Source organism: Nocardia sp. JCM 34519.1 (genome assembly GCF_020361265.1).
Taxonomy (GTDB): Bacteria; Actinomycetota; Actinomycetes; order Mycobacteriales; family Mycobacteriaceae; genus Nocardia; species Nocardia arthritidis_A.
In genome coordinates this window covers 116,939-138,120 of sequence record NZ_JAIRBR010000015.1, presented here as the reverse complement: position 1 = coordinate 138,120, position 21,182 = coordinate 116,939, and the positions used below count along the sequence as shown (strand labels likewise).

The following is a 21,182-nucleotide window of genomic DNA, read 5'->3' as shown; positions in this document are numbered from 1 at the left end:
CTTCGGTGTGGAATCAGATCAGTTCGCGGGCATGCTTTCCGGGCGGTTCGGCGCTGTAGCGCACCGGCTGCAAATGTCCGGGCGCATGCCCCTGCCTGCCGTACCGGCGCTCGATCAGCTCCTCGCGGCGATGCTCGACGAGCAGCGCGCCGATGCCCGCGATCCACAGCGCCGCGGTGAGGATGGCGCCGACCTGGGTCCAGCCGTCGAATCCGTATCCGGCGGCGGTGAGCGTGCACGCCATGCCGACGACGCCGAGCGCGCACAGCACGAGCCCTGGGACGTTGTAATTGTCATTGAGCAGGTCGCCGGCTTGGGCGTGCCAGGCGTCGGACTCCGCGGCCGAATTGGTGTTACCGAGCATGGAACCTCCTGTATCGGATTCGCGGCGCTCCGGCTTACCGCTCCGGCGCACCCGCGGCACATGATCAGTTATTCCTCTTCGACATCAGAATGGCTCGTCGGCGAGAAATTCGCGAGCAATTGTTCAGGGTTCGTTATTTTCACCGCTGATTCGCGCGATTCGCCCCTATTGTGGGTCGGGAAGCGGGGCGGGGTTCGGGTGAGTCCGAGGTTCCTGCGTGTGTTGGTGATGTGAGAGGGACCTGGCATGACACGGACCGAACGCTGGGACAGTGACCGCTGGCCGGAGGTCGAGCGCGAATCCCGGCGCCGTGGCCGCGCCCGCGATGACGAGGACGGCGCGCCGATCGTGAACCCCTACGCGATCGTCGCGCTGGTCGCGGCCCTGCTGGGCCTGTTCCCGGTGGCGATCGTCTTCGGCATGATCGCCTTCGGTCATCCGCGCGGGCGCGCGATGGCGTCCTTCGCACTGCTGATCGGGTTGATGGAGGTGGGCGCGATCGTCTCGTTCGTCATGTTCGGTGGCACGGCGCTACGCGATTTCCTGCATCGCGCCGACAGCTCGTCCGCGGTTTCGGAGACCGTCCAGCCGACGGTGCGCGCCACCCCGGCCACGACGACGACGGCGTCGGCCGCCGCCACCACGACCCCGGCGACGACGACGGCCGCGGCCACCGGAACGCCGGTGAAGGGCCAGACCTGCACCGAGGCGCAGGTCGGCCTGATCGGCACCGCCGCCGACGGCTCGACCCTGCTATGCCTGTTCAGCTCCGGGGTGAACGGCGGCTACAAGTGGGCGGGCCCGTACGCCGTGGCCAGCGGCGTGCAGCAGACCGGGACCAGCTGCGATCCCTCCGCGCAGAAATCGGCCCGCACCACCGACGGCCGCGCCCTGGTCTGCGAGGGGCAGGGCCGCAACGCCATGTGGGTGCCGTGGACCGAATAAGCCCACCCGCCCGCTAGCCCTTCTTCGCCCGGCTCGGCTGCACCCGCGGCGGCTCGTTCGGCATTTTCGGATATTGCGGCGGCCACGGTGCGTCCATGAGTCCGGCGGCCATATCGCGTTCGGACATTTCCAGTAGCGGCGCGATCGATTGCGGCGGACGGTCGGCCCACGGGTCGCCGAGTTCGGCCAGCCGCGCCGGAACCGTCGCGATGGTCAAATCCTCCGGAACAATGGTGTCCAAATCGTCCCAGGAAATGGGTGTCGACACCTGCGCACCGACCTTCGGCCGCACACACCACGCGCCGAAAACCGTTTTGTGCGGGGCATTCTGGTTGAAATCGATGAAGACGCGGGCGCCGCGCTCCTCTTTCCACCATTGCGCGGTGATCCGCTCCGGATGTCTGCGCTCCAGCTCCCTGGCCAATGCCACCGCCGCCGCGCGGACCTGATAACCGTCCCAATTCGGCTCCAGCGCGACATAAATGTGCAGGCCACGGGATCCGGAGGTTTTGATCCGCGAATCGATGCCCAACTCCGCGAACAATTCCCGGGTGAGCACCGCCGCGTGTTTCAGATCGTCGAAGGAGATGCCGGGGGAGGGGTCCAGGTCTATGCGCAGTTCGTCGGCGATCTTCAGATCCTGAATTCGATTGGGCCACACGTGAAATCCCAGACAGCCCTGATTGACCGCCCACAGGATGTGCGCGAGGTCGTGCGCGACGAGCGCATCGCTGGTGGTGCCGTTGGGGGTGGCCACCTCGACGGTGTGCAACCACTCCGGCGCCGATTTCGGCACCCGTTTCTGGAACCACGATTTACCGGACGCGCCATCGGGATAACGCTCCAGCAGCAGCGGCCGGTCCCGAACCACGCCGAGGAACGGTTCCGCGACCGCTTGGTAATAGCGCACCAAATCGAGTTTGGTTTCGCCGCGCTTGGTGAAATAAATCTTGTCCGGATTGCTGATCGAGACGACGCGGCCGTCGGTCTCGATATCGATCGATTCGGTCATCGCCGGGCCACCGCATCGGCGCGCGCCTCGGCGAAGATGGTGGCCAGCTCGGCGGGCGCGACCTCATCCAGTTGCGCGTAGGTGCAGGACTCCGGCGTGCGGTCGGTGCGGAAGCGGACCAGCCTGCCGCCGTGGCGCAGCCGCCCCGACTGCACATGTTCGTAGCGGACCTCGACCACGAGCTCCGGGCGCAGCGCCTCCCAGGACAGATCCTTGCCGCCGGTCCACCGGCTGACCCCGCCCGGCATCTTGCCGTCGGCCTTCGCCTGCGCGGCCGCGTCGGCCCAGTCGCGCCACGGATGATTGTCGAGTGCGTTCTCCCGCAACGGTTTCAGCTCCTCGACCAACTCCTTGCGGCGGGCCGCCGTGAAACTGCTCGCCACCCCGACGTGATGCAGATTGCCCTCGTCGTCGAACAGGCCGAGCAACAGCGAACCGACACCCTCGCCGTCCTTGTGCCAGCGGAAACCGGCGACGACGCAGTCGGCGGTCCGCTCGTGTTTGACCTTCAGCATCACCCGCTTGTCCTGCAGGTACTCCAGGTCGTTCGCCTTGACCATCACACCGTCGAACCCCGCGCCCTCGAAGCGGGTGAACCAGTCCTCGGCCACATCGGGGTCCTGCGTGATGGGTGTCAGATGCACGCGGGCCAGTGCGGTGTCGAGGATGGTCTCGAGCAGCCGCCTGCGCTCGCTGAACGGCGCACCGGTGAGGTCCTGGTCGCCGAGGGCGAGCAGATCGAAGGCGACGAAGCTGGCCGGCGTCTCCTTGGCCAGCTTGTTCACCCTGGACGCGGCCGGATGCAGCCGATTCTGCAGTGTGTCGAAATCCAGGCCCTGTTCGGTGACGACGACGATCTCCCCGTCGACAACGCATTTCTCCGGCAGCGCCTGTTTCAGCAGCTCCGCGACCTCCGGGAAATACCTGGTGAGCGGGCGATCATTGCGGGAACCGAGTTCGACCTCGTCGCCGTCGCGGAAGACGACACAGCGGAAACCATCCCACTTCGGCTCATAGCTCAGCCCCGGCTCCCGCGGCACCGCGGGCGCGGATTTGGCCAGCATGGGCCGGACGGGCGGCTGCACCGGTAGATCCACGCGATCCCTCCTTCGGATTCGGTCCTCACCTGGAAAGACGGCGTGCGTGCTGCCGATTCATCGGTGTGGCTCCGAGCTGGTCCGCCTCTCCGCGGTTTCAGGCCAGGCTCGTGTGCCGCGAGAATATCGCGGGCGGCCGACAGATTCGCGGTGGTCGGGTTGGCCCGTCCCCGATGAGTTACCCATGTGCTCACGAAATCAGTTGTCGACTCGGCATGCACGTGGCTGGTCGAGTTGGTCGGTTGCGAACTACCCTTCGAGCCAGCCGTGCTGGTCGGCGAAGGCGGTGAGCCGGTCGCGGATGGTGAGGATCTCGCCGGCCGTCAGGGCCGGGCTGGCATCCAGTAGGAGTTCGGTGATGAGCCGCTTGTGCTCGGTCGCCGAGAGCTGACCGGAATTCTTGTCCTTCTTGTGGCGCGCAAGGGGGATGGCCGGTTGACCGCCGACAATGCTGAGGTTGATCGCCTTCGGCCCGCGATCGCCCTCGGTGACATCGAATTCGAACACTCTGCCCTGGCGTAGTTCGTCCTCGTCCAACCCGATGTCGTTGACGTGTACGAATACATCGGGCCCGCCATCCTCGGGCCGAATGAATCCGAATCCCCGAGAGCTGTCGAACGACACCAATTTCCCGATGGACACCAACACCCGCTCCTCGTCGCCGTCGCGCTACTGGGTCACTTTAACCCTCGTTATCGCATCCGTTGCGGGAAAACGTCTTTTGCCGGGCGACCGCGGCGGCGGTATCACCGTCCGCGCGTCGAAATCGCAACGGCCCGAATGGAACCGGCTCGAAATCGCGACGATCCCCGGTTCAAGACGCCCACTTGCCGCGCACCGCCTCGAACACATTCGCGGCGGGATCGGCGGTGATCTGATCGGAATCGGTGTCGTAGTCGTACAACTCGGCGTAGCGGCCCCAGTCGATGGCCAGGTCGAGCTGGCGGCGCGCGTCGTCGGGCGAGAAGCCGCGGCGCAGCAGGTCCAGGAAGAAGGAGGCGCGCAGCGAGCCGTCGCGGGATCCGGTGAGCCCCTTGCAGATGGTGCGGACCAGGGGCGCGCGGTGGCGGGCCTGCTCGGCGAAGATCTGCTTGGATTCCTGGATATCGGCGGTGACGAAGCGGGCGCCGATATCGGTGAGGATCAGGTCGCCGGATTCGACGGTGATGAAATCGAGCATGGCGGCGGCGTCGACCAGCGGCAGCAGATCGTCGATCTCGAAATTCAGCTCGTCGGCGATATCCGGCAGATCGGCGCGACCGCCCTTGGCGTACACCAGTTCGACCAGACCCGCCAGCCCGCCGACCGAGGCCTCCGGCAGCGGCTGCGCGGTGGGGGTGGCCTTATCCGGTTCCGGCACAACGGGTTCGGTATCGCGACCGGTGAGCAGTCCGTATATCTGATCGACCAGCGATTCGAACCAGGGCGCCCGCCGGTCGCGCGGACGCGCGTGCGGCACCGGCACTTCGGCGATGATGCGGCCCGGATTCGAGCCGAGCACCAGCACTCGGTCGGCGAGCAGCACGGCCTCCTCGATATTGTGCGTGACGATGCACACCGATTTGGTCGGGAAATCGTCGGTGGCCCACAGGTTCACCAGCTCGGTGCGCAGATTCTCGGCGGTGAGCACATCGAGCGCGGAGAACGGCTCGTCCATCAGCAGCAGATCCGGCTCGAGCACCAGCGCCCGCGCGAATCCGACCCGCTGCCGCATACCGCCGGAAAGCTCCTTGGGATAAGCGGTTTCGAAGCCGTCGAGGCCGATCATATCGATCGCGGCCAGCGCCCGCCTGCGCCGCTCGGCGGGCGGCACGTTGCGGGCGGCCAGCCCGAGCTCCACATTGTCCTGGACGGTCAGCCACGGCATCAGCGCGAAGGACTGGAATACCAGCGCCGCACCGGGATTGGCGCCGTTGAGCAGTCCGCCGCGGTAGCGCACCTGCCCGTCGGAGGGTGCGATGAGCCCGGCGATGATGCGCAGCAGGGTCGACTTGCCGGAGCCGGAACGTCCGAGCAGCGCAACGATTTCACCGCTGCGCAGCTGCAGGTCGATACCGTCGAGCACGCGCAGCTCATCGCCCGCCGCGCCGGTGAACCGCTTGCCGACGCCCGCGATATCGAGCAACACCTCGCCGGTGGTGGTCGTTGCGGTCATGGGAGCCCTCCTGTCGAACGAAAATCCTTGGCGATCAACCCGATTCGCGCGGTCACAGCGAGTACCGCCGCTGTGCGAGCGCGTAGAGCCTGCGCCAGAAGACCCGGTTGATGACGACGACGAAGATGCTCATGACGAGCACCCCGATGAGGATGCGCGGCGAATCACCGGCCGTGGTGGCCTGTTTGATGTAGGAGCCGAGTCCGGCGGCGACCAGCGTGGTCGACCCGTACTCCACCACCTCGGCCACGATGGACGCATTCCACGCCCCACCGGCGGCGGTGATGCCGCCGGTGACGTAGCTGGGGAAGATGGCGGGCAGAATCAGCCTGCGCCACCACAGTTTTCGTGGCAGCTGCAGGTTCGCGGCGGCCTCGCGCAGATCGTTGGGCACCGCGCTGGCGCCGGCGATGACGTTGAACAGGATGTACCACTGCGCGCCGAGCGCCATGAGCAGCACACAGGCCCAGTTCAAACTCGCGCCGCTCCACACCAGGACGGCCGCGACGAGTGGGAACAGGAAGTTGGCCGGGAAACTGGCCAGCACCTGAACCACGGGCTGCGCGAGCCGGGACACCTTGGGATTCAACCCGATCCACACGCCGATCGGCACCCAGACCGCGGTCGCGAAGATCAACAGCACCACCACCCGCAGCAGGGTGATGAAGCCGAGCCCGAAGGCGTGCAGCACCTCGCCGAAGCCCGCGGTCGACGCGATATAGGTGACGACCCGGTATGCGCCCCAAACGATTCCGGCCGCGATCACCGCCGCGAACACCATATCGCCCGCCCTGCGGCGCGCCGGCGAGGTGCGCAGCGGATGTTCGGCCAGGCCGAAGACGCTCATCACCCGGTCCACCGGCGCGACGACCGGGCCGAGCACCCGGCCGAGCAGCGCCGGAATGGTGGAGCGGCGCAACAGGTTCAGCACCAGGCTGCGCGGCGCCTCGGCCGCCTCCGACTCCTCGACCCGGAACCGCTCGGCCCATGCGGTGAGCGGGCGCCAGAAGAAGAAGTTCACCCCGACGACCATGACGATCATCACGCCGATCGCGATGAACACCTTGCCGAGATCCTTGTCGGCGCTGGCCGTCGCGACGAAGGAGCCGATGCCCGGCAGCGCGAAATTATTGTTGTTCACGCTGATCGCCTCGGAGGCGACGAGGAAGAACCAGCCGCCGCCGAAGCTCATCATGCCGTTCCAGACCAGCGGGATCATCCCGCTCGGCGCGTCCACCCGCCAGAATCGTTGCCAGCGCGACAATCTCAGGTTGCGCGCGGCCTCGTCGAGTTCGCGCGGCTGGGCGATGAGGCTGTAGTAGAAGGCGAAGGTCATATTCCACGCCTGCGCGGTGAAGATCGCGAAGGTCGACGCGCATTCCAGACCCAGCTGCGATCCGGGGAACAGCGCGATGAACCCGGAGACGGTGATGGACAGGAAGCCGAGCACCGGCACCGACTGCAGAATGTCCAAGGCGGGCAACATGATCAGCCGCGCCCGCCGCAGCCGGGCCGCGGCCGTCGCGTAGACGAAGGTGAATACGATCGAGAGCGCGAGCGCCGCGAACATCCGCAGCAACGAGCGCGCCGCATAGTAGGGCAGCTCCGAGATATCGGTGGAAACCGTTGCGGGAGCGGTATTCGCGTCGAACGGCACGGCGGCGCCCGCGGACAGTCGCACGATCACATAGACCAGCACCGCGGCGCCGGTGAACACCACGGCATCGGCGATCCTGGCGCGCGGGCGGTCGAGCGCGTCGCGGGAGGGGTAGGAGCGCAGCAGCGTCATGCCTGGGACCCGCCCGCCTTCTCGTTCACCGAGGTGTGCCAGCCGACGCTGGTCACCGACGGTTCCAGGCTGAGCCTGCTCACCGCGGATTCCATCTGCCGGTCGTCGCGCTGATCGCCGACCAGTTCGGCGCGCACCTCCACCCGGCCGGGTCTATCGGTATTCGCGCTCGACACCGAGACCAGGCGGAAATCGGTGCGGGTCAACGCCTGTACCAGCAGGGCGCGCACATGCGCCTCGTTGTCGTCGTTGGTCACCGCGACGAATACGTAGCCGGCGGCCTGCTCTTCGGTGGATTCCGGATGGCGGTCGACGGCCCGGCCCGCGGCCCGCAACGCGATATTCACCGCGACCACCGCGACGGTGCCCGCGAGCGCGGTGCTGTACATGCCCGCACCGGCCAATGCGCCGACCGCAGCCGAACACCACAGTGTGGCAGCGGTATTCAGCCCGCGCACGTTGAGCCCGTCGCGGATGATCACACCGGCGCCGAGAAAGCCGATGCCGGAGACGATTTGGGCGGCCACCCGGGTGGGGTCCGCATCGTTGCCCTGGAAACCGTTGGCGGACAACAACACGAACAGGGTGGCACCGGCGGCCACCAGGGCATTGGTGCGCAGTCCGGCGCCGCGGGCGCGGTACTGGCGCTCGAAACCGATCGCGGTACCGAGGCCGACGCCGGTGAGCAGCCGCAGCACCATTTCGACTGTTGACATGACGCTTTCTCCCGAATGATGTGCGCACCGTCGAAACAGCAGATTACGGGCCGGTATGCGCCCCGTCGCGAGCTACGAAGGTGTCGCCAGGTGAATTGTTGGCAAACAGGGATCTGGGACTATCACCGCCGGTCATCCGGCCCACCTCCTCAAAACTTCCGATCGCGCCGCGCGCTTGTCGATCATGGTGGTCGCGTGCGCCTACCGTATCCGAGGAACGGGAAATCTCGACGAACGCTTAACGGCTTCCTCGTAAGACCTTTGACACTGCACGGCGTGAACCCGGGGACGGGAGCCAATCGGAGTCACCCCTTAGGCCGGGGAGACCTGTCCTGACCCGGGGCGTCTCTCGACGTTCGGGGTCGCTGGCCTGTATCCGTGCAGGAGCCTCAGCGAACGATGAGCACCTTGCGTCAGCGAGTAAACACGCCGCCGCGTGTCATGGCAAATCGAGCACACCCGTCGCCCGACCACCACCCCCGATCGAATCGCTGCGCGATGCAGGTCAATCCTTGTACAGAGCGCGATAGATGGTGAGCGTCGCGACGCAGTGGTCGACGATCTGATCCCTGCTCGCCCGCAGCGAGCCGTTCAGCCAGGCCGAGAACATGCCGGCATTGCCGCTTGCCATGGTGACCGCGGCCAGCCTGCGCCGCACCGGATCCTGGATATGCGCGAACAGGTGGTCCTGCATCAACCGGGTGAATACCGGCATCACCGCGATGGTCGTCTGCCCGAGCCCGGTGCTGGAGTAGGGCTCGACCAGGAACAGCCGCGATTTGCGCGGGTCGGCCAGCACCTTGTCGACCAGGATCTCCGACAGCTGCCGGTCCCGCGCCGGATCGTCGGTGGCGGCGAAGGCCGTCATCGGCGCCAGGAATTCGTCGGCGACCTGCCGGTACAGCACGTCGAGCAGTTCGTCGCGGCTGGCGAAGCTCTCGTAGAAATAGCGGTCGGTGAGGTTGGATCTGCGGCAGACCGCGCGCATGGTGACCCCGCTCGCGCCGGATTCCCCGATCAGGTCGAGCGCGGCCTCCAGCAGCGCGGCCCGGCGGGCCTCCCTGCGCTCGGTGAGCGTGGTCCCACCCCAGATGCGGGGACCCCCGTCGGCTGAATCCTGACCTGTCTGCACTCGCCTACATTAAGGCCCTGCGTCTTAGGGTCCGGTGTCGGCCGGACTTCGAGACAGGGCCTGGCGAGTCGACGAACCCTTCGTCAGGACGGCACCACGCAGGCGGGGCCGAGGTTGATGCCGGTGCCGACGGTGGCGCTGGTCTGTACGTATTCGCCGGTGCTGCGGACCGCGTAGAGGGTGTGATTGCCGGGGACGGCGGGCCGCCAGATGGCGGTGACCGAACCGGAGTCGGGGACGGTGACCCAGCCGGACGGGTCGAAACTGCCGGTGGGGTCGAAGAATCCGATGACATCACCCGGTGTCGCGTTGGCGGTGGCGGTGTAGCTGCAGCCGGTGCCGTACTGCGATGAGCTGCCGAAGCTCATCCCGGGGGTGACGGTGATCGAGGTGACGGCGGCGGGCGCGGCGGGCGCGGTGCACACCAGCGCGGCGCCGACCGCGCCCACGGTGGTCAGGGTGGCGGCGACGGTCTTCTTCGACGGAAGCAGCATGGTGCATCATCTCTTTCGAATCCGATGGAGCGAATACCCGCGCATGACATCCTGCGCTAGTGCGCCAGTCTGCGCGAGCCGTGGCCGGGACACGCGCGGAATGGCATTTCCCGTACCGGCTCGCTCATGTCCCGCTCTCCATCGGCAAACCGGCGTCGCGCCAGGCGACGACGCCGCCGGACAGGCTCGCCGCGTCGTAGCCCGCCCGCCGGGCGAGTGCGGCGTAACGCGTCGAGACCTCGCCCACCGGGCAGACGAAGACCACCGGCCGCGATTTCGGGAACGGGATGCCCTGGACGAACATTTCGTCGAGCTGATCGTCGCGGATGTTCACCGCGCCGGGCACATGTGCGATCCGGTAGGCCATGGCGCCGCGGGTGTCCACGATCGTCGGCCTGCCGATGCGGTCCAGCTCGGCCAGTTCGACGGGCGAAAGCGCCGGTGTCGCGGCCAGTTCCGCGGTGGTGGGCACCGCGCGGCGGTCGGCCCGGCCGAACAGTTCCGGCCTGCGCTTCTTGATATAGGACAGGTACGGTTCCAGCCGGTCGCACACGATGAACACCGCGACCACCGGATCGTCGGCGGGGCGTCCCGAAAGATCCAGTGCGCCAAGGTAATCCAATGCGGCGGCGTAGCTGGCGCCGCTGGTGGGCCCGGCCAGGACGCCGTAGCCGGTGGCGAGCGCGAGCGTCGCGTCGATGGCGCGGCCCGCCTCCACCGTGACGATCCGGTCGTAGAAATCGGGCTGGAAGAGCCCGACCTCCCACATCTCGTTCTCCGTCCGGATGCCGGGTATGAAGTCGGCCCGCTCGGAAACCACCGCGACGGTGCGCAATTCGGGATTGTGCTTGCGCAGGTAGGTGGCGGCGCCGCGGGTGGACCCGGTGGTGCCCAGACCGCCGATCAGATAGTCGACCCTGGTGATGCCGTCGGCGGACAGATCATCGTGAATCTCGCGGCCGGTGCCGTGATAGTGCGCCTCGACATTCTTCTCGTTGGTGTACTGCGACGGATGATGGTACGCGCCCGGCTCTTTCGCCATCGTCGCCTCGATCACCGAATACACGTCGTTGGGTGTCGTCGGGTCGGGACATTCGGAAAGCCCTGGCAGTTCGACGATTTCGGTGCCGAACAGCTGTAACAGATCGCGTACCTCGGCCACCTTGATCCGGTTGGTCACCGCGCGCAACCGGATCCCGTGCACGGCGCCGAGGATGCGCAGCGCCTTGGCGGTATTGCCGCTGGACGCCTCGATCAGCGTTTGTCCGCAGGCCCGGATCGCCTCGACCTCGTCGCGGATCATCCCCCAGGCCACCCGGTCCTTGACCGAGCCGAAGGGGTTGTGCGACTCCAGTTTCGCGTAGAGCCGCACGCCGTCGAGCTGATGCACGCCCGGATCCAGGTGCAGCAGGGGAGTGTTGCCGATCAGGTCGGTGATGTCGTCGTAGCGCGTCACGGTGCCTCGGTGGGTCGGCGGGGCAGCGGCGGGCGCCGCGGTGGCAGCCGGCGCGGTGGCGGGACGCCGACCGGAATCAGCGGCTCGTAATCGTAATCGCGGTATACCTGGAAGCTGCCCGCACGGTGCGCGACAGCGAGTTTCAGCGGGACCGGATGCATGGACGCGGTCGCCGCCGACAAATCCATGTGGTAGGCGGCGGTATTCGGGAACACCACCACATCGCCGGGACTCGGGCATTCCGGCAGCCAGACCTTGTGATTGGTGATGAGGTCGCGCTCCAGGCACAGGCGGCCCGCGAAATACACACCGACGGAACGGGTTTCGGGTACCGGGCGCAGGGCGGGGTAGGTGTCGCCCGCCTGTGCGGGCCGAACGCCGTCGCGGCCCGCGACCACCGGCACATGCGCGCCGCGGGTCAGCACCAGCGGATCCACCATCACCTCCTGATCGGCCGGGGTCACCGCATCCCGGCTGAGGTCGACGTTGACGAGCACGCTGCCGTCGGGGAGCTCCTTGGTGCACTCCACCCGCGCCACCGTCAGCCCGGCATGATCGACCAGCGACTTGCCCGGCTCCAGCCAGACCTCCAGCATGTTGTCCGCGGCCACCTGGGCGACGGTGCGTCCCCCGTGCCGCTCCAACGGCGCGGTGAGCAACTCCTCCAGCATCCGGTTGGCCGGGACGGTATTGGCGTACTTGTGGAACACCGGCGTGCCGCGCACGACGCCGCCGTCGATGTGATAGCCGAAGGTGTTGTCGCCCCAGCTCATTCGCTCGCCGCGGCCCAGCAGCGATTCGCGCAGCGCGTGCACGTAGCCGTCGAAGCGGGCGCCGTCGGCGGTGAACACCTGGCGTAGCCCGCCGCCGATATCGAGCACCGATGGCGTCAACCCGTGCCCGTACGCCTCCTCGACCAGGTCCAGGCAGATCTCCAGCGCGCGGATCCGCTCGGCCTGCTCACCGGAATCGATATGAAAGGCGAAGCCGAGGAAGTTGATTCGGCGGCGATGTGCCGAAAGCAGATCGAATGCGCGATCCAGATGCGCGACCGGCACGCCGAACCGGCTCACCTGCGCCTCCGGGAATCCGGAAACCCGAAGCAGCACCGGCACTTTCGCACGGTCGCCGGCCAACTCGGTGATCCGGCGCAGCTCCCACAGATTGTCCACGTTGATGGTCGCGCCGCAGTCGACCAGATCCCGCAGGAACGATTCGCCCTTGGGTCCGGTCACCTCGATGCGCATCGGGCCGAATCCGGCGCCGACCGCGCTGGCCAGCTCCTGCGGCGAGGCCACATCGATGGCGATACCGGCGTGCTCGGCGGTGCGGACGAAGGATCTGGCCTGATTCACCTTGTGCGCGTAGCAGATTCGGTGGCGCGGCAGGTGCCGGTCCAGGACCGTGCGCAGTTGTTTGAGGTTCTCGGCGTACACCTGCGGGAAGATCAGATGCACCGGTGAGCCGAAGCGGATGAGGGTCTCCTCGACGGCGCCCCTGGTATCGAGGAACGCCCGCACCAGCGGATGGATCTTCGCGGGTAGGGCGGGTAGCGGTGCCGTCATACCGCGGTTTCCGTTTGCTGATGCGGCTTTTCGGCGACCGGGTTGTAGCCGCCGTCACGGATGGCCTCGAAGGCCCGTGCGCGGTTGCGCGGGCTGCGGAATTCGGCGACCACCCGCTTGCTGAGCAGATCGATCTCGGCCACCCGGATGCCCATGGACTCCAGCACGCCGCTGATGGTGCGCACGCAATGTTTACAGTTCATGTCCGGTACGTAGAACACCCGGTCCTCGGCGGTCGCCGCATCGTCCGGCAGTGCGTCGAGATCTGTTCGTATCTGCGTGATTTCGCATTTTTCCGCGATCTCGCTGAACAGCGGAACGAAGACATCGACCACCACGGGCAGGATGCTGTAGTGCCTGCCGCCGAGATGGTGCGGCATGGCGGCCAGGCAGGCGGGACGGGTGCCGGGGGGCAGCAGCGCGTATTGGCGGGAGATCAGATCCAATTCGTCGTGGTACTTGGCGATCGCCTCGGCGACGCTGAGCTTTTCGGACTTGAGCGCGCGGCGCATGACGTTGTGCGCGTCCTCGATCGTGTTGTCCTTCATGGCCCGCAGCGTCGCGACGGTTTCTGCGGTGTAGCGCACGGTGCCGTCGGGCTGCGCGGCGAGCCGCACCGGGATCATCCCGCGCCGGTAGGTGGAGGCCTGCAACTCCCAGTACCAGCGGGTGGCGACGGCGGCAAAGATGCCGGATTCCTGCATGCCCCTGCCGAATTCGACCGCGGACCGGTACGGCGTCTGCCTGGCCAGCAGGGCGTGCTGGGCCAGTGCGCGGCCGGTGGCCTCGATGCCGACGCGGAAGATCTCCAGCGGGTCGTGATCGGTGGTCGTGCCGTCGAGCACCGCGTGCTCGCGCGGTCCGAGTGCGGAAATACGTTCCGACAGGGCGGTATTGGCGGTGATGGCGTGCCAGAGCACCAGCACGGTCTCGCGCGTGGCGATCGGCACCAGCGGGCCGAGGCCGTCGGCGCGGTAGTGGCCGGTGTTGGGCACACCGTCGCTGTCGGTCCAGGTGATCCGGTGGGTGGCGCTGGTGATCTGATCGGGGCGGCACGGCCGCATGAAGCGTTCCAGGTACAGCCGCTGGGAGAGGGTGAGGTGGCTGTTCGGCTCGGAATGCAGTGCGGCGCTTGTATATTCGATCCGCCGCTGGCCACCCGCCACGAGCGGCGTCGCGAAGAGTCCCGGTTCGGCGAGTCCGGCCAGCACCCGGGACGCGGCACGCCGGTCGTAACGCGGTGGGGCGTCCAGTCGCCCGCCACCCTTCCCCGAATCATTGCGCGATGCTGGCCCACCCGTCACCCGACCACCGCCCCTCCCGGGATCGCTGCGCGATGCTGTATTCACTGGACCTCCTGCGCGATCGTGGAAACGCACGCGACGAAACGATCGATCTCGTCGGATGTGTTGTAGATATGCGTGCTGACCCGCACCGCATCGATACCGGGTTCGTGCGGCCGGTGCGGCAGGCACTGGGCTCCGGTGCGCACCAGGAAGCCGAATTCGCCGAGGACGAAACCGAGATCGGTCGCGGAGATGCCGTCGAGGGTGAACGACACGATGCCGTAGCCGGTGGCGCAGGACGCGTATCCGGGCCCGGGCAGGAACTCCAGGCCCGGTATCGGGCGCAGCCCCTCGATGAGTGCGAGCGTGAGATCCCGGTTGTGCCGGGCGATTTCGGCCAAACCGAACTCGTCGAGTACGTCCAGCGCCGCACCGAGGGCGAGGATGCCGGGTATGTTCTGGGTGCCGCCCTCGAGCAGTCCGGGCATGCCCGACGGGATCAGCCCCGAATCGGCAACGACCACACCGGAATTCCCGCCGGGCAGGAACGGGTCCAGCCGGTCGTGGACCCGCCGGTGGCAGTAGAGCACGCCGGTGCCGGGCGCGCCGAACATCTTGTGCGCCGCGAAAACCGCGAAATCGGCCCGTAATTCGATGACGTCCACCGGAAGATGACCGCCGCTCTGACTACAGTCGAAGCAGAGCAGCACCTCGGGGTCGAGCCTTCCACGCAGCTCTTCCAGGGTGCTGAGCCCGCCGAAGACATGATGCAGATGGCTGACCGTGATGAGCCGGGTACGGGGCGTTACCTTGGCGAGGATATCGGCGGTATCGGCCTCGCCGAGGCCGTCGACCCGGTAGGGCACCAGCGTGATCCGCCGCCCGAACCGGCCGAGCAGCGTGCGCAGATACAGCCACGGATGCACGTTCGACGCGTGATCGGTTGGGCTGTAGAGGATTTCGTCGCCTTCGGCGAGATTCGCCAGCCCCCAGGAGAGTGCGACGGCATTGAGCGCCGCGGTGGCGCCGCCGGTGAAGACGATCTCGTCGGAGTGGGCGGCGCCGACGAATCGTGCGGTGTGCGCCCGGATTCCGGCGATGCGCTCGGTGAGCGCGGTGGCCCACGGATAGGTGCCGCGCCCGGCATTGGCCGTGCGTGAGCCGTGGTATTGCCGCACGGCCTCGATGACCGGCAGCGGTTTCTGGGTGGTGGCGGCGCTGTCGAGATATACCTCGGTGCCCTCGGCGAGCGCGGGGAACAGGGCACGCATCGCCGAAACCGAGGGCGCCGGTGGCCGGGTGACCGCACAAGACCGCAAGGTAACGCTCCCCTCAGAGGATGCGCTGGACCTCACCAACGATACGCACATTCCGTTTGACGTTCGAACATTTCACGCCCGCAACATCTTTCGCGCGTCCCGCGGGGATCGGCGGGGGCGGCGCGGGCGAACACCGTTCAGTACTGGCCCTGGACGTATTCGACCAGGTGCTGGCGCTCGAAGGTCAGCTCGGAGATGGCGCTCTTCACCACGTCGCCGATGCTGACGATGCCGACCAGCCGGTTGTCCCGCACCACCGGCAGATGCCGGATTCGATGCTCGGTCATGATGTTGCGCAGCCCGTCGACGCGGTCGTCGGGATCGCAGGTGTGCACGGCGGCCGTCATGATCTCGGCGACCGGCCGATCGAGTAGTGCCGCACCGCGCCGATGGAGGTTGCGCACCACATCGCGCTCCGAGACGATGCCGGCGATCCGGCTGCCGTCCGGTGAGACCACCACCGCGCCGATATTGTGCTCGGCGAGCTTGCCGAGCAGGCTCTGTACCGTTGTCTCGGGCGTGACCGTCGCGACGGCGCTGCCTTTTCTCCGTAAGATCTCCGCGATTCGCATATTCATCACCAATCCGCACGGCCCCCGGCAGATTCAGGATCGCAAAGTTCACCCGGGCGTGACCAGCACGAATCCGTTACGGGCTGGTCGACCGCCGCGATCACCACCGGAAATGGGGCGGACGCCGTCTAGGGGACTCGGTGGATCCGGCCCAGCAAAAGGCATTTCACATCTATGACACGCCCGGTGTAACGGAAACGAACCCGAATTGTGCGCGGCGCTATACGAAATTGCGACCCGATGGGTTACTCTCCACGAGATCCGTTGTGTGCCTGCGTTTTATCGGAGTGACCCGATCGTGACCGACTATTCGTCGTCCAAACCGGCCGACAGGTACGCGGCGGCGGCGAGCCATTGCCTGCATTGCGGACCGTGTACTTCATGGGTGCGCAGAATCTCGCGAGCCTGCCGGTAAGTGAGTACCGGAGGTTCGCTGGCGCAGTCCGAAACGGGTAAATCAGGCACCGCGCGCAGGCGCACAGGGTCGGCGCCGGTGCCGTCGATGATGACGGACCGACTGGGAGTTCGAAATGCTTGGCTCATCCGACCGCCCTCGCTGGTACCTGCCCTGGGGTGCGATGTCGGCTCGAACTCCCTTTGCATCGCCCCTGATTTCGATTCCGAGTTTAGGCGTTTGTCGCTTACAGATGCAAGTACATTTGCACGAACGACCAACAGGTATGTAATTGGACGGGCAACCATTCAGTCATCGAGCGACACTGTGTCGCTTCATTTTTGAAAATAGACCCTACGGTTTGCGAGCAATCGCGCCGAATGCCGCCAATGGCCGAATCGCATCGGCCCGCGCGGACTCGGCACGCCATTGATCGATCGGCACGAATCCCGGTTCGGCGAGTTCCAGTCCGTCGAATGCGGCGCGGATCTCGGCGCGCTCGCGCGGGATATAGGGGACGCCGCCGGTTTCGGCGTAGCGGTCGCACATCATTACGTACGTTTCGTTATCGGTGGTGCCGTCCCATAGCGCGAGGTAACTCCCGGACTGGACCGCGTCCAGCACGGTATGAACGACGCGCAGCGCGTCGCCGTAACTGTTGGCGTGGCCGAGCACGCCGAGCAGCAGAATTCCGACCGGTTGGTTGAAATCAAGGGTGCTACGCGCATCGGCGATGATCTGTTCCGGCATATGGAAATCCGTGTCGGCGAAGGTGATCGCGCCCGCGGGGCCGCCGTGTGCCAGCGCCCGCGCATGGGCGAGGACGAGCGGATCGTTATCCACGTAGACGATCTTGGATTCCGGCGCGACGGCCTGTGCGACCTCGTGCGTATTACGTCCGACCGGCAGGCCGGTGCCGATATCGAGGAACTGCCGGATACCCGCCTCGGCCGCGAGGTGGTGCACCACCCGGATCAGGAACTTCCTGGAATGGACGGCGGTGGTGCGGATATCGGGGTAGATGCCCGCGGCGACATCGCCGGCGATCTGGTCGATTTCGTAATAGTCCTTACCGCCCATCCAGTAGTTCCAGATGCGCGCGGAATGCGGGATGTCCGTCCGGATGAGGGGTCTGTCGTCGTCGCGCATCGGACGGCTCCTTGGCGAGTGCGGTTGGCCGGTCGCGCGAGGCCGGTGCGGCCGATCTGCGGTGTGACACTACAAGGTTCGGGTCGGGGCCGGGTGGCGGATTCCGGACTCGACCTCGGATTTTCGATGCTGTCCTGGACCGAATCCCGCTTCGTACCAACGGGTCTGAATTATCTGCCCCATGTGCCGCGCGTTCATGCTATCGTCCATCTGTCGGTGCAAATGCAAGAACATTTGAGTGTGCATCTGCAAAACCGACCCCTTCAAGAACTGGTCTGCCACATGGCGAAACCGAGGAGTGGGAAATGTCGGACAAAACGGCGAACGAAGTCCTGGGAACGTGGCGTAAGAGCACGTTCAGCAATCCGAGTGGTAACTGTGTAGAGGTCGCCGAGGCGACCAATGGCCTGGTGGCCGTGCGCAACTCGCGCGAGCCCGAAGCCGGCGTGCTGTTCTACACCCGTCCGGAAATCGATGCATTTGTTCGCGGCGCGAAGGCTGGAGAGTTCGACGACCTGACTAGCTGAGCGGTAACATAAGCGATCGGTGCGGTGTGTTTCGCGACAGGTGGTTGTGACACACTGTGGGCAACCCCAGAGTATCGGAGACGAACTCAATGATCGCTGAACCGGATGACGAAGGCCGTGTGCAGTCAGTTATCGCGGAACGTGGCCCGACGGTGCTACGTATCGCCCTTGGCGGGCAGCTGCGTAAGCTCCGCGAGAGTAAGGGCATAACCCGTGAAGCGGCCGGTGATGCCATCCGTGGTTCCCACGCGAAAATCAGCCGTCTGGAACTGGGCCGCACCGGATTCAAAGAACGCGATATCCGCGACCTGTTGACCCTGTACGGGGTCACCGAGCCCGAGGAACGCGAGTCGTTCCTCGAGCTCGCAAGGCAGGCGAACGAACCAGGCTGGTGGCATCGCTACAGCGATCTGTTGCCGTCCTGGTTCGGGACCTACCTCGGTTTGGAACAGGCGGCCAGCAAAATCCGCACCTATGAGGCCCACCTGATTCCCGGTCTGCTGCAGACGCCCGATTACGCACGGTCGGTCGTCTCGCTGGGCTACGAGGATGCCGATAACGACCGGCGCGTCGAGGTTCGTGCCAAGCGGCAGGAGATCCTGCACCGCGTCGATCCGCCGGTGGTGTGGGCGGTGATCGACGAGGCCGCGCTGCATCGCCACGTCGGCGGTCCCGGTGTGCACCGGGAGCAGCTCGAGCATCTGATCGAGCTGGCCAAGTTGCCTCACGTGACGATTCAGGTCCTGCCATATTCGGCGGGCGAACACGCCGCGGCGGGCAGCTCGTTCACCATTCTGCGGTTCGCCGAGACCGAGCTGCCGGACATCGTCTACCTCGAACACCTGACCAGCGCACTGTATTTGGATCGCAGGCAGGATCTCGCGCTGTACCTGTCGGTGATGGATCGGCTGAGCGTGCAGTCCGAGCGTCCTGACCGTTCGGTCGAGATTCTGGCCGAGTACGCCAAACAGCTCTGAGCGGTTGGCGTGTTCGCCGCCGTTCGGGCGCGCCGTGTGTTCGAGCCCGTCAAGTGTTCGAGCCGCGCAGCATTTCTGCTGCGCGGCTCGCGTATGCGCGCGGCGCCCGCAAGGGACGCTGCGGCAGTAGGGATTTGGCGACTACTGCCGAATGCAGCCGGACGCGATGCGCCAGAAGGTGGCGGGTTGCAAGGCGTGGAAATCCCAATCGTCCACGAATGCGTGCGCCGTGCTGACGATGCGGTCGATATCGAAGTCGTGGCGGGTGGCCGCGCCGGTGGATTCGACGGCATCGATGACGAAGGCGACCGCGGCTGCCCGGTCGTAGGCGGGCTCCCGGTGGTCGCGGGTCGACGGTGTGCTCATATCTGTACCGTTCACTGGATGGTCGGCCAGTGCGGCATCGGCATAGTCGAGCCGGCCGCCGGGAAGTGGTTGGTTCATGCGAACACCTCTGACGTCTGGCGACAGCAAACCCTTGGCTACAAAGGCCATTGGTTCGCCAGCGCGGCTTCCCCTGGTTGTCCCCTGTATGGCTCTGCCGGTTGAGTTTAGGTCTGAGCACCTTGCATTTGCAAGTACATCTGCACGATCGATTGCATTCGCGCAGACGAGGATTCGCATTCACCGAAATGCGCACGTACTATTCCGACTGGGCGGTTTGCCAATTGCCAGGTCAGCTGGCCGATAGGTGTTTCCGAGCCCGATGGGATATAAACCGGGGACCGGTTGGCATCTTTTCGCCTGTGCGGCACGGAAATTCGCCATCGGTGCGGCCGCGCTACGAAATCGCCCTCGATACAGGATAACGGGCGACCATTCAGCTAATAATTCGCATTTCGTCAGGGGAGTTCGGCGACCGCCTGGTCAACCGGAGTTTCGCCGGCGACGAGTTCCAGGGTGGCGCCGATGGTTCGGGGTGCGGTGAGGAGGTCGGCGACGATCACGGCAACATCCGCGCGGGCGATACTGCCCTGAAGCCGCTCGGTGCCGAGCCGGACATTGCCGCCCGGCGTATCGACGAGCCGCCCCGGCCGCAGGATCGTCCAGTCCAGATCACGGGCCCGAAGATCCGCCTCGGCTTGGGTTTTCGCATCGAGATAGGCGGCCCACACCTCGTCGCCGCCCGGGGCGACCGGCAGGCCCGCATTGATGGTGGAGATCTGCACGAAGCGCCGGACGCCGAGTTCCTCGGCGGCCGCGGCCAGCAGCACCGAACCGCCCTTGTCCACCGCGTACTTGCGGGCCGCGCCGCTGCCCGGGCCCGCGCCGGCGGCGAAGACGACCGCGTCGGCGCCCTTCAGCACCGCCTGCGCCTCGGCGGAGGTGCTGTGCTCGAGGTCGAACAGCACGGGAGTGGCTCCGGCCGCGGTGATTTCGGCCGAATGCGCGGGATTGCGGATGAGGCCGTCCACCCGGTGGCCGCGTTCGGCCAGCACCTCGGCGAGCAGCAGGGCGATCTTGCCGTGTCCGCCCGCGATGACGACGTGCATGTGGCACTCCTTTCTCGATCGGTTCGATTACCTTGGCGCGCAAAGGGGTTCAGCGGTCGCCGGGGTCCTGGCTGCCGCCCGGATTGCACTGCGCCGCGACGGTGGCTTCGTAGCCGACGGCGGGCCGCCACGGCTCGAGATTCCAACTCTCCTTGTTCGGCATGACCATCCGCGCCCAGACCCAGTGGCAGACGAATTGGTCGCGCATGCCGGGTGTGTCGGCGTCGGGCGCCATGGCGAGCACCTCCTGCCAGGCGCGCTCGTCCGCACCGGGCCAGGTGTCTTCGCGGCCCGCGATGGTGGGATAGACGCGCAAACGGCGTCCGTCGCTGTCCTGGGTCCACGTGGTGTGGTCGATCAGTGGACGGCCCGCGTACGGATCGGCGGCCGGGGGAGTGGAAACCGTTGTGCCGGTCGTCGATTCGGCGGGGGAATCGACCGTGGGCGGCTGGACTCCCGGATCTCCCGCACAGGAGATCGGTGTGAGCGCGGCGGCGAAGACGGACGCGGCGACCAATGCCGCGCGGGGCGCGCGCCTCGTCGGGGTCCGGCGGCCGCTCGGGCCGGACGCGGGATGCCGGTTCGCTGTGGTCAGTGCGGTGTCCTCCCTGTTCGTGTGGTCGAGCCTAGCTGGATATGTCACATGCGTACCAGACGGTCGACCCGGCGCGGGCCGAGGATGTGACCCGCCGGTAACCGACCGGTCGGCCGAAACTTGTGAGATTTCAAAAGAATCACGG

Annotated in this window: 22 protein-coding genes and 1 riboswitch; of the genes, 3 read left to right on the top strand and 19 right to left on the bottom strand. The window is 66.4% G+C overall.

What is annotated here, in order from left to right; genetic code table 11:
- Positions 1-13: 13 nt before the first annotated feature.
- Complete coding sequence (locus LGY53_RS30295) at positions 14-364, bottom strand: hypothetical protein (RefSeq protein WP_167474801.1); 351 nt, start codon at positions 362-364, stop codon at positions 14-16.
- A 246-nt stretch (positions 365-610) separates the two neighbouring features.
- On the opposite strand from LGY53_RS30295, the gene LGY53_RS30290 reads away from it, so the two are divergent.
- Positions 611-1,309 carry a hypothetical protein gene (locus LGY53_RS30290; protein WP_225730096.1) on the top strand — a complete coding sequence of 233 codons (699 nt, stop codon included), beginning with the start codon at positions 611-613 and terminating at the stop codon, positions 1,307-1,309.
- Positions 1,310-1,322: 13 nt separating this feature from the next.
- Here LGY53_RS30290 and ligD read toward each other — a convergent pair whose 3' ends face one another.
- From ligD to LGY53_RS30215, 15 genes are all read right to left on the bottom strand, one after another.
- Positions 1,323-2,321, bottom strand: a complete 999-nt coding sequence (ligD, locus tag LGY53_RS30285; protein ID WP_225730095.1) for a non-homologous end-joining DNA ligase — start codon at positions 2,319-2,321, stop codon at positions 1,323-1,325.
- A complete protein-coding gene (locus tag LGY53_RS30280) occupies positions 2,318-3,418 on the bottom strand; it encodes an ATP-dependent DNA ligase (protein ID WP_225730094.1) in 1,101 nt (366 codons plus the stop codon). The genes ligD and LGY53_RS30280 overlap by 4 nt, the downstream gene beginning before the upstream one ends.
- A 249-nt stretch (positions 3,419-3,667) precedes the next feature.
- Entirely contained in the window at positions 3,668-4,066 is a 399-nt protein-coding gene (locus LGY53_RS30275) for a cold shock domain-containing protein (protein ID WP_225730093.1), read from the bottom strand.
- Between the two features lie 166 nt (positions 4,067-4,232).
- Positions 4,233-5,573, bottom strand: coding sequence for an AAA-associated domain-containing protein (locus LGY53_RS30270; protein WP_167474806.1), 1,341 nt, complete (start codon positions 5,571-5,573; stop codon positions 4,233-4,235).
- A 52-nt stretch (positions 5,574-5,625) separates the two neighbouring features.
- Positions 5,626-7,362, bottom strand: coding sequence for an ABC transporter permease subunit (locus tag LGY53_RS30265; RefSeq protein ID WP_225730092.1), 1,737 nt, complete (start codon positions 7,360-7,362; stop codon positions 5,626-5,628).
- Positions 7,359-8,078, bottom strand: a complete 720-nt coding sequence (locus LGY53_RS30260) for an MgtC/SapB family protein (protein WP_225730091.1) — start codon at positions 8,076-8,078, stop codon at positions 7,359-7,361. Before LGY53_RS30260 ends, LGY53_RS30265 begins: the two co-directional genes overlap by 4 nt.
- A gap of 239 nt (positions 8,079-8,317) precedes the next feature.
- Positions 8,318-8,486: riboswitch (M-box (ykoK) riboswitch) on the bottom strand.
- Between the two features lie 97 nt (positions 8,487-8,583).
- A complete protein-coding gene (locus LGY53_RS30255; protein WP_225730090.1) occupies positions 8,584-9,210 on the bottom strand; it encodes a TetR/AcrR family transcriptional regulator in 627 nt (208 codons plus the stop codon).
- 83 nt (positions 9,211-9,293) lie between these two features.
- Positions 9,294-9,704, bottom strand: coding sequence for a hypothetical protein (locus tag LGY53_RS30250; RefSeq protein ID WP_225730089.1), 411 nt, complete (start codon positions 9,702-9,704; stop codon positions 9,294-9,296).
- 124 nt (positions 9,705-9,828) lie between these two features.
- The gene (locus LGY53_RS30245) at positions 9,829-11,160 is read right to left on the bottom strand and encodes a pyridoxal-phosphate dependent enzyme (protein WP_225730088.1); all 1,332 of its coding nucleotides are present in this window, start codon (positions 11,158-11,160) and stop codon (positions 9,829-9,831) included.
- Complete coding sequence (locus tag LGY53_RS30240) at positions 11,157-12,725, bottom strand: decarboxylase (RefSeq protein ID WP_225730087.1); 1,569 nt, start codon at positions 12,723-12,725, stop codon at positions 11,157-11,159. Before LGY53_RS30240 ends, LGY53_RS30245 begins: the two co-directional genes overlap by 4 nt.
- On the bottom strand, positions 12,722-14,029 hold the full coding sequence (locus tag LGY53_RS30235) for a heavy-metal-associated domain-containing protein (protein ID WP_225730086.1): 1,308 nt from the start codon (positions 14,027-14,029) through the stop codon (positions 12,722-12,724). Before LGY53_RS30235 ends, LGY53_RS30240 begins: the two co-directional genes overlap by 4 nt.
- A gap of 41 nt (positions 14,030-14,070) precedes the next feature.
- Complete coding sequence (locus LGY53_RS30230) at positions 14,071-15,282, bottom strand: aminotransferase class V-fold PLP-dependent enzyme (RefSeq protein ID WP_225730085.1); 1,212 nt, start codon at positions 15,280-15,282, stop codon at positions 14,071-14,073.
- A 185-nt stretch (positions 15,283-15,467) separates the two neighbouring features.
- Positions 15,468-15,902, bottom strand: coding sequence for a CBS domain-containing protein (locus LGY53_RS30225; RefSeq protein WP_225730170.1), 435 nt, complete (start codon positions 15,900-15,902; stop codon positions 15,468-15,470).
- Between the two features lie 306 nt (positions 15,903-16,208).
- Complete coding sequence (locus LGY53_RS30220) at positions 16,209-16,445, bottom strand: hypothetical protein (RefSeq protein WP_225730084.1); 237 nt, start codon at positions 16,443-16,445, stop codon at positions 16,209-16,211.
- 205 nt (positions 16,446-16,650) lie between these two features.
- Complete coding sequence (locus LGY53_RS30215; protein ID WP_225730083.1) at positions 16,651-17,445, bottom strand: SAM-dependent methyltransferase; 795 nt, start codon at positions 17,443-17,445, stop codon at positions 16,651-16,653.
- A gap of 305 nt (positions 17,446-17,750) precedes the next feature.
- Here LGY53_RS30215 and LGY53_RS30210 point away from each other — a divergent pair, with 305 nt between their 5' ends.
- Positions 17,751-17,972, top strand: a complete 222-nt coding sequence (locus LGY53_RS30210) for a DUF397 domain-containing protein (protein WP_167474817.1) — start codon at positions 17,751-17,753, stop codon at positions 17,970-17,972.
- 89 nt (positions 17,973-18,061) lie between these two features.
- Positions 18,062-18,949 carry a helix-turn-helix transcriptional regulator gene (locus LGY53_RS30205; protein WP_225730082.1) on the top strand — a complete coding sequence of 296 codons (888 nt, stop codon included), beginning with the start codon at positions 18,062-18,064 and terminating at the stop codon, positions 18,947-18,949.
- Positions 18,950-19,090: 141 nt separating this feature from the next.
- Here the strand turns inward: LGY53_RS30205 and LGY53_RS30200 are convergent, their stop codons facing one another.
- The 3 genes from LGY53_RS30200 to LGY53_RS30190 all read right to left on the bottom strand — a co-directional run bounded on the left by LGY53_RS30200 (position 19,091) and on the right by LGY53_RS30190 (position 21,085).
- Positions 19,091-19,393, bottom strand: coding sequence for a hypothetical protein (locus LGY53_RS30200; protein WP_225730081.1), 303 nt, complete (start codon positions 19,391-19,393; stop codon positions 19,091-19,093).
- A gap of 398 nt (positions 19,394-19,791) precedes the next feature.
- On the bottom strand, positions 19,792-20,442 hold the full coding sequence (locus LGY53_RS30195; protein WP_225730080.1) for an SDR family oxidoreductase: 651 nt from the start codon (positions 20,440-20,442) through the stop codon (positions 19,792-19,794).
- A gap of 49 nt (positions 20,443-20,491) precedes the next feature.
- The gene (locus LGY53_RS30190; RefSeq protein ID WP_225730079.1) at positions 20,492-21,085 is read right to left on the bottom strand and encodes a DUF2599 domain-containing protein; all 594 of its coding nucleotides are present in this window, start codon (positions 21,083-21,085) and stop codon (positions 20,492-20,494) included.
- Positions 21,086-21,182 lie beyond the last annotated feature (97 nt).

What these genes read in the sequence shown, in the direction of transcription:
- ligD (WP_225730095.1), bottom strand. Translation starts at nt 2,321, where the DNA reads ATGACCGAATCGATCGATATCGAGACCGACGGCCGCGTCGTCTCGATC.
- LGY53_RS30220 (WP_225730084.1), bottom strand. Translation starts at nt 16,445, where the DNA reads ATGAGCCAAGCATTTCGAACTCCCAGTCGGTCCGTCATCATCGACGGC.
- LGY53_RS30240 (WP_225730087.1), bottom strand. Translation starts at nt 12,725, where the DNA reads ATGACGGCACCGCTACCCGCCCTACCCGCGAAGATCCATCCGCTGGTG.
- LGY53_RS30200 (WP_225730081.1), bottom strand. Translation starts at nt 19,393, where the DNA reads ATGAACCAACCACTTCCCGGCGGCCGGCTCGACTATGCCGATGCCGCA.
- LGY53_RS30270 (WP_167474806.1), bottom strand. Translation starts at nt 5,573, where the DNA reads ATGACCGCAACGACCACCACCGGCGAGGTGTTGCTCGATATCGCGGGC.
- LGY53_RS30230 (WP_225730085.1), bottom strand. Translation starts at nt 15,282, where the DNA reads ATGCGTGCCCTGTTCCCCGCGCTCGCCGAGGGCACCGAGGTATATCTC.
- LGY53_RS30195 (WP_225730080.1), bottom strand. Translation starts at nt 20,442, where the DNA reads ATGCACGTCGTCATCGCGGGCGGACACGGCAAGATCGCCCTGCTGCTC.
- LGY53_RS30210 (WP_167474817.1), top strand. Translation starts at nt 17,751, where the DNA reads ATGTCGGACAAAACGGCGAACGAAGTCCTGGGAACGTGGCGTAAGAGC.
- LGY53_RS30260 (WP_225730091.1), bottom strand. Translation starts at nt 8,078, where the DNA reads ATGTCAACAGTCGAAATGGTGCTGCGGCTGCTCACCGGCGTCGGCCTC.
- LGY53_RS30215 (WP_225730083.1), bottom strand. Translation starts at nt 17,445, where the DNA reads ATGCGCGACGACGACAGACCCCTCATCCGGACGGACATCCCGCATTCC.
- LGY53_RS30265 (WP_225730092.1), bottom strand. Translation starts at nt 7,362, where the DNA reads ATGACGCTGCTGCGCTCCTACCCCTCCCGCGACGCGCTCGACCGCCCG.
- LGY53_RS30225 (WP_225730170.1), bottom strand. Translation starts at nt 15,902, where the DNA reads ATGCGAATCGCGGAGATCTTACGGAGAAAAGGCAGCGCCGTCGCGACG.
- LGY53_RS30250 (WP_225730089.1), bottom strand. Translation starts at nt 9,704, where the DNA reads ATGCTGCTTCCGTCGAAGAAGACCGTCGCCGCCACCCTGACCACCGTG.
- LGY53_RS30205 (WP_225730082.1), top strand. Translation starts at nt 18,062, where the DNA reads ATGATCGCTGAACCGGATGACGAAGGCCGTGTGCAGTCAGTTATCGCG.
- LGY53_RS30295 (WP_167474801.1), bottom strand. Translation starts at nt 364, where the DNA reads ATGCTCGGTAACACCAATTCGGCCGCGGAGTCCGACGCCTGGCACGCC.
- LGY53_RS30290 (WP_225730096.1), top strand. Translation starts at nt 611, where the DNA reads ATGACACGGACCGAACGCTGGGACAGTGACCGCTGGCCGGAGGTCGAG.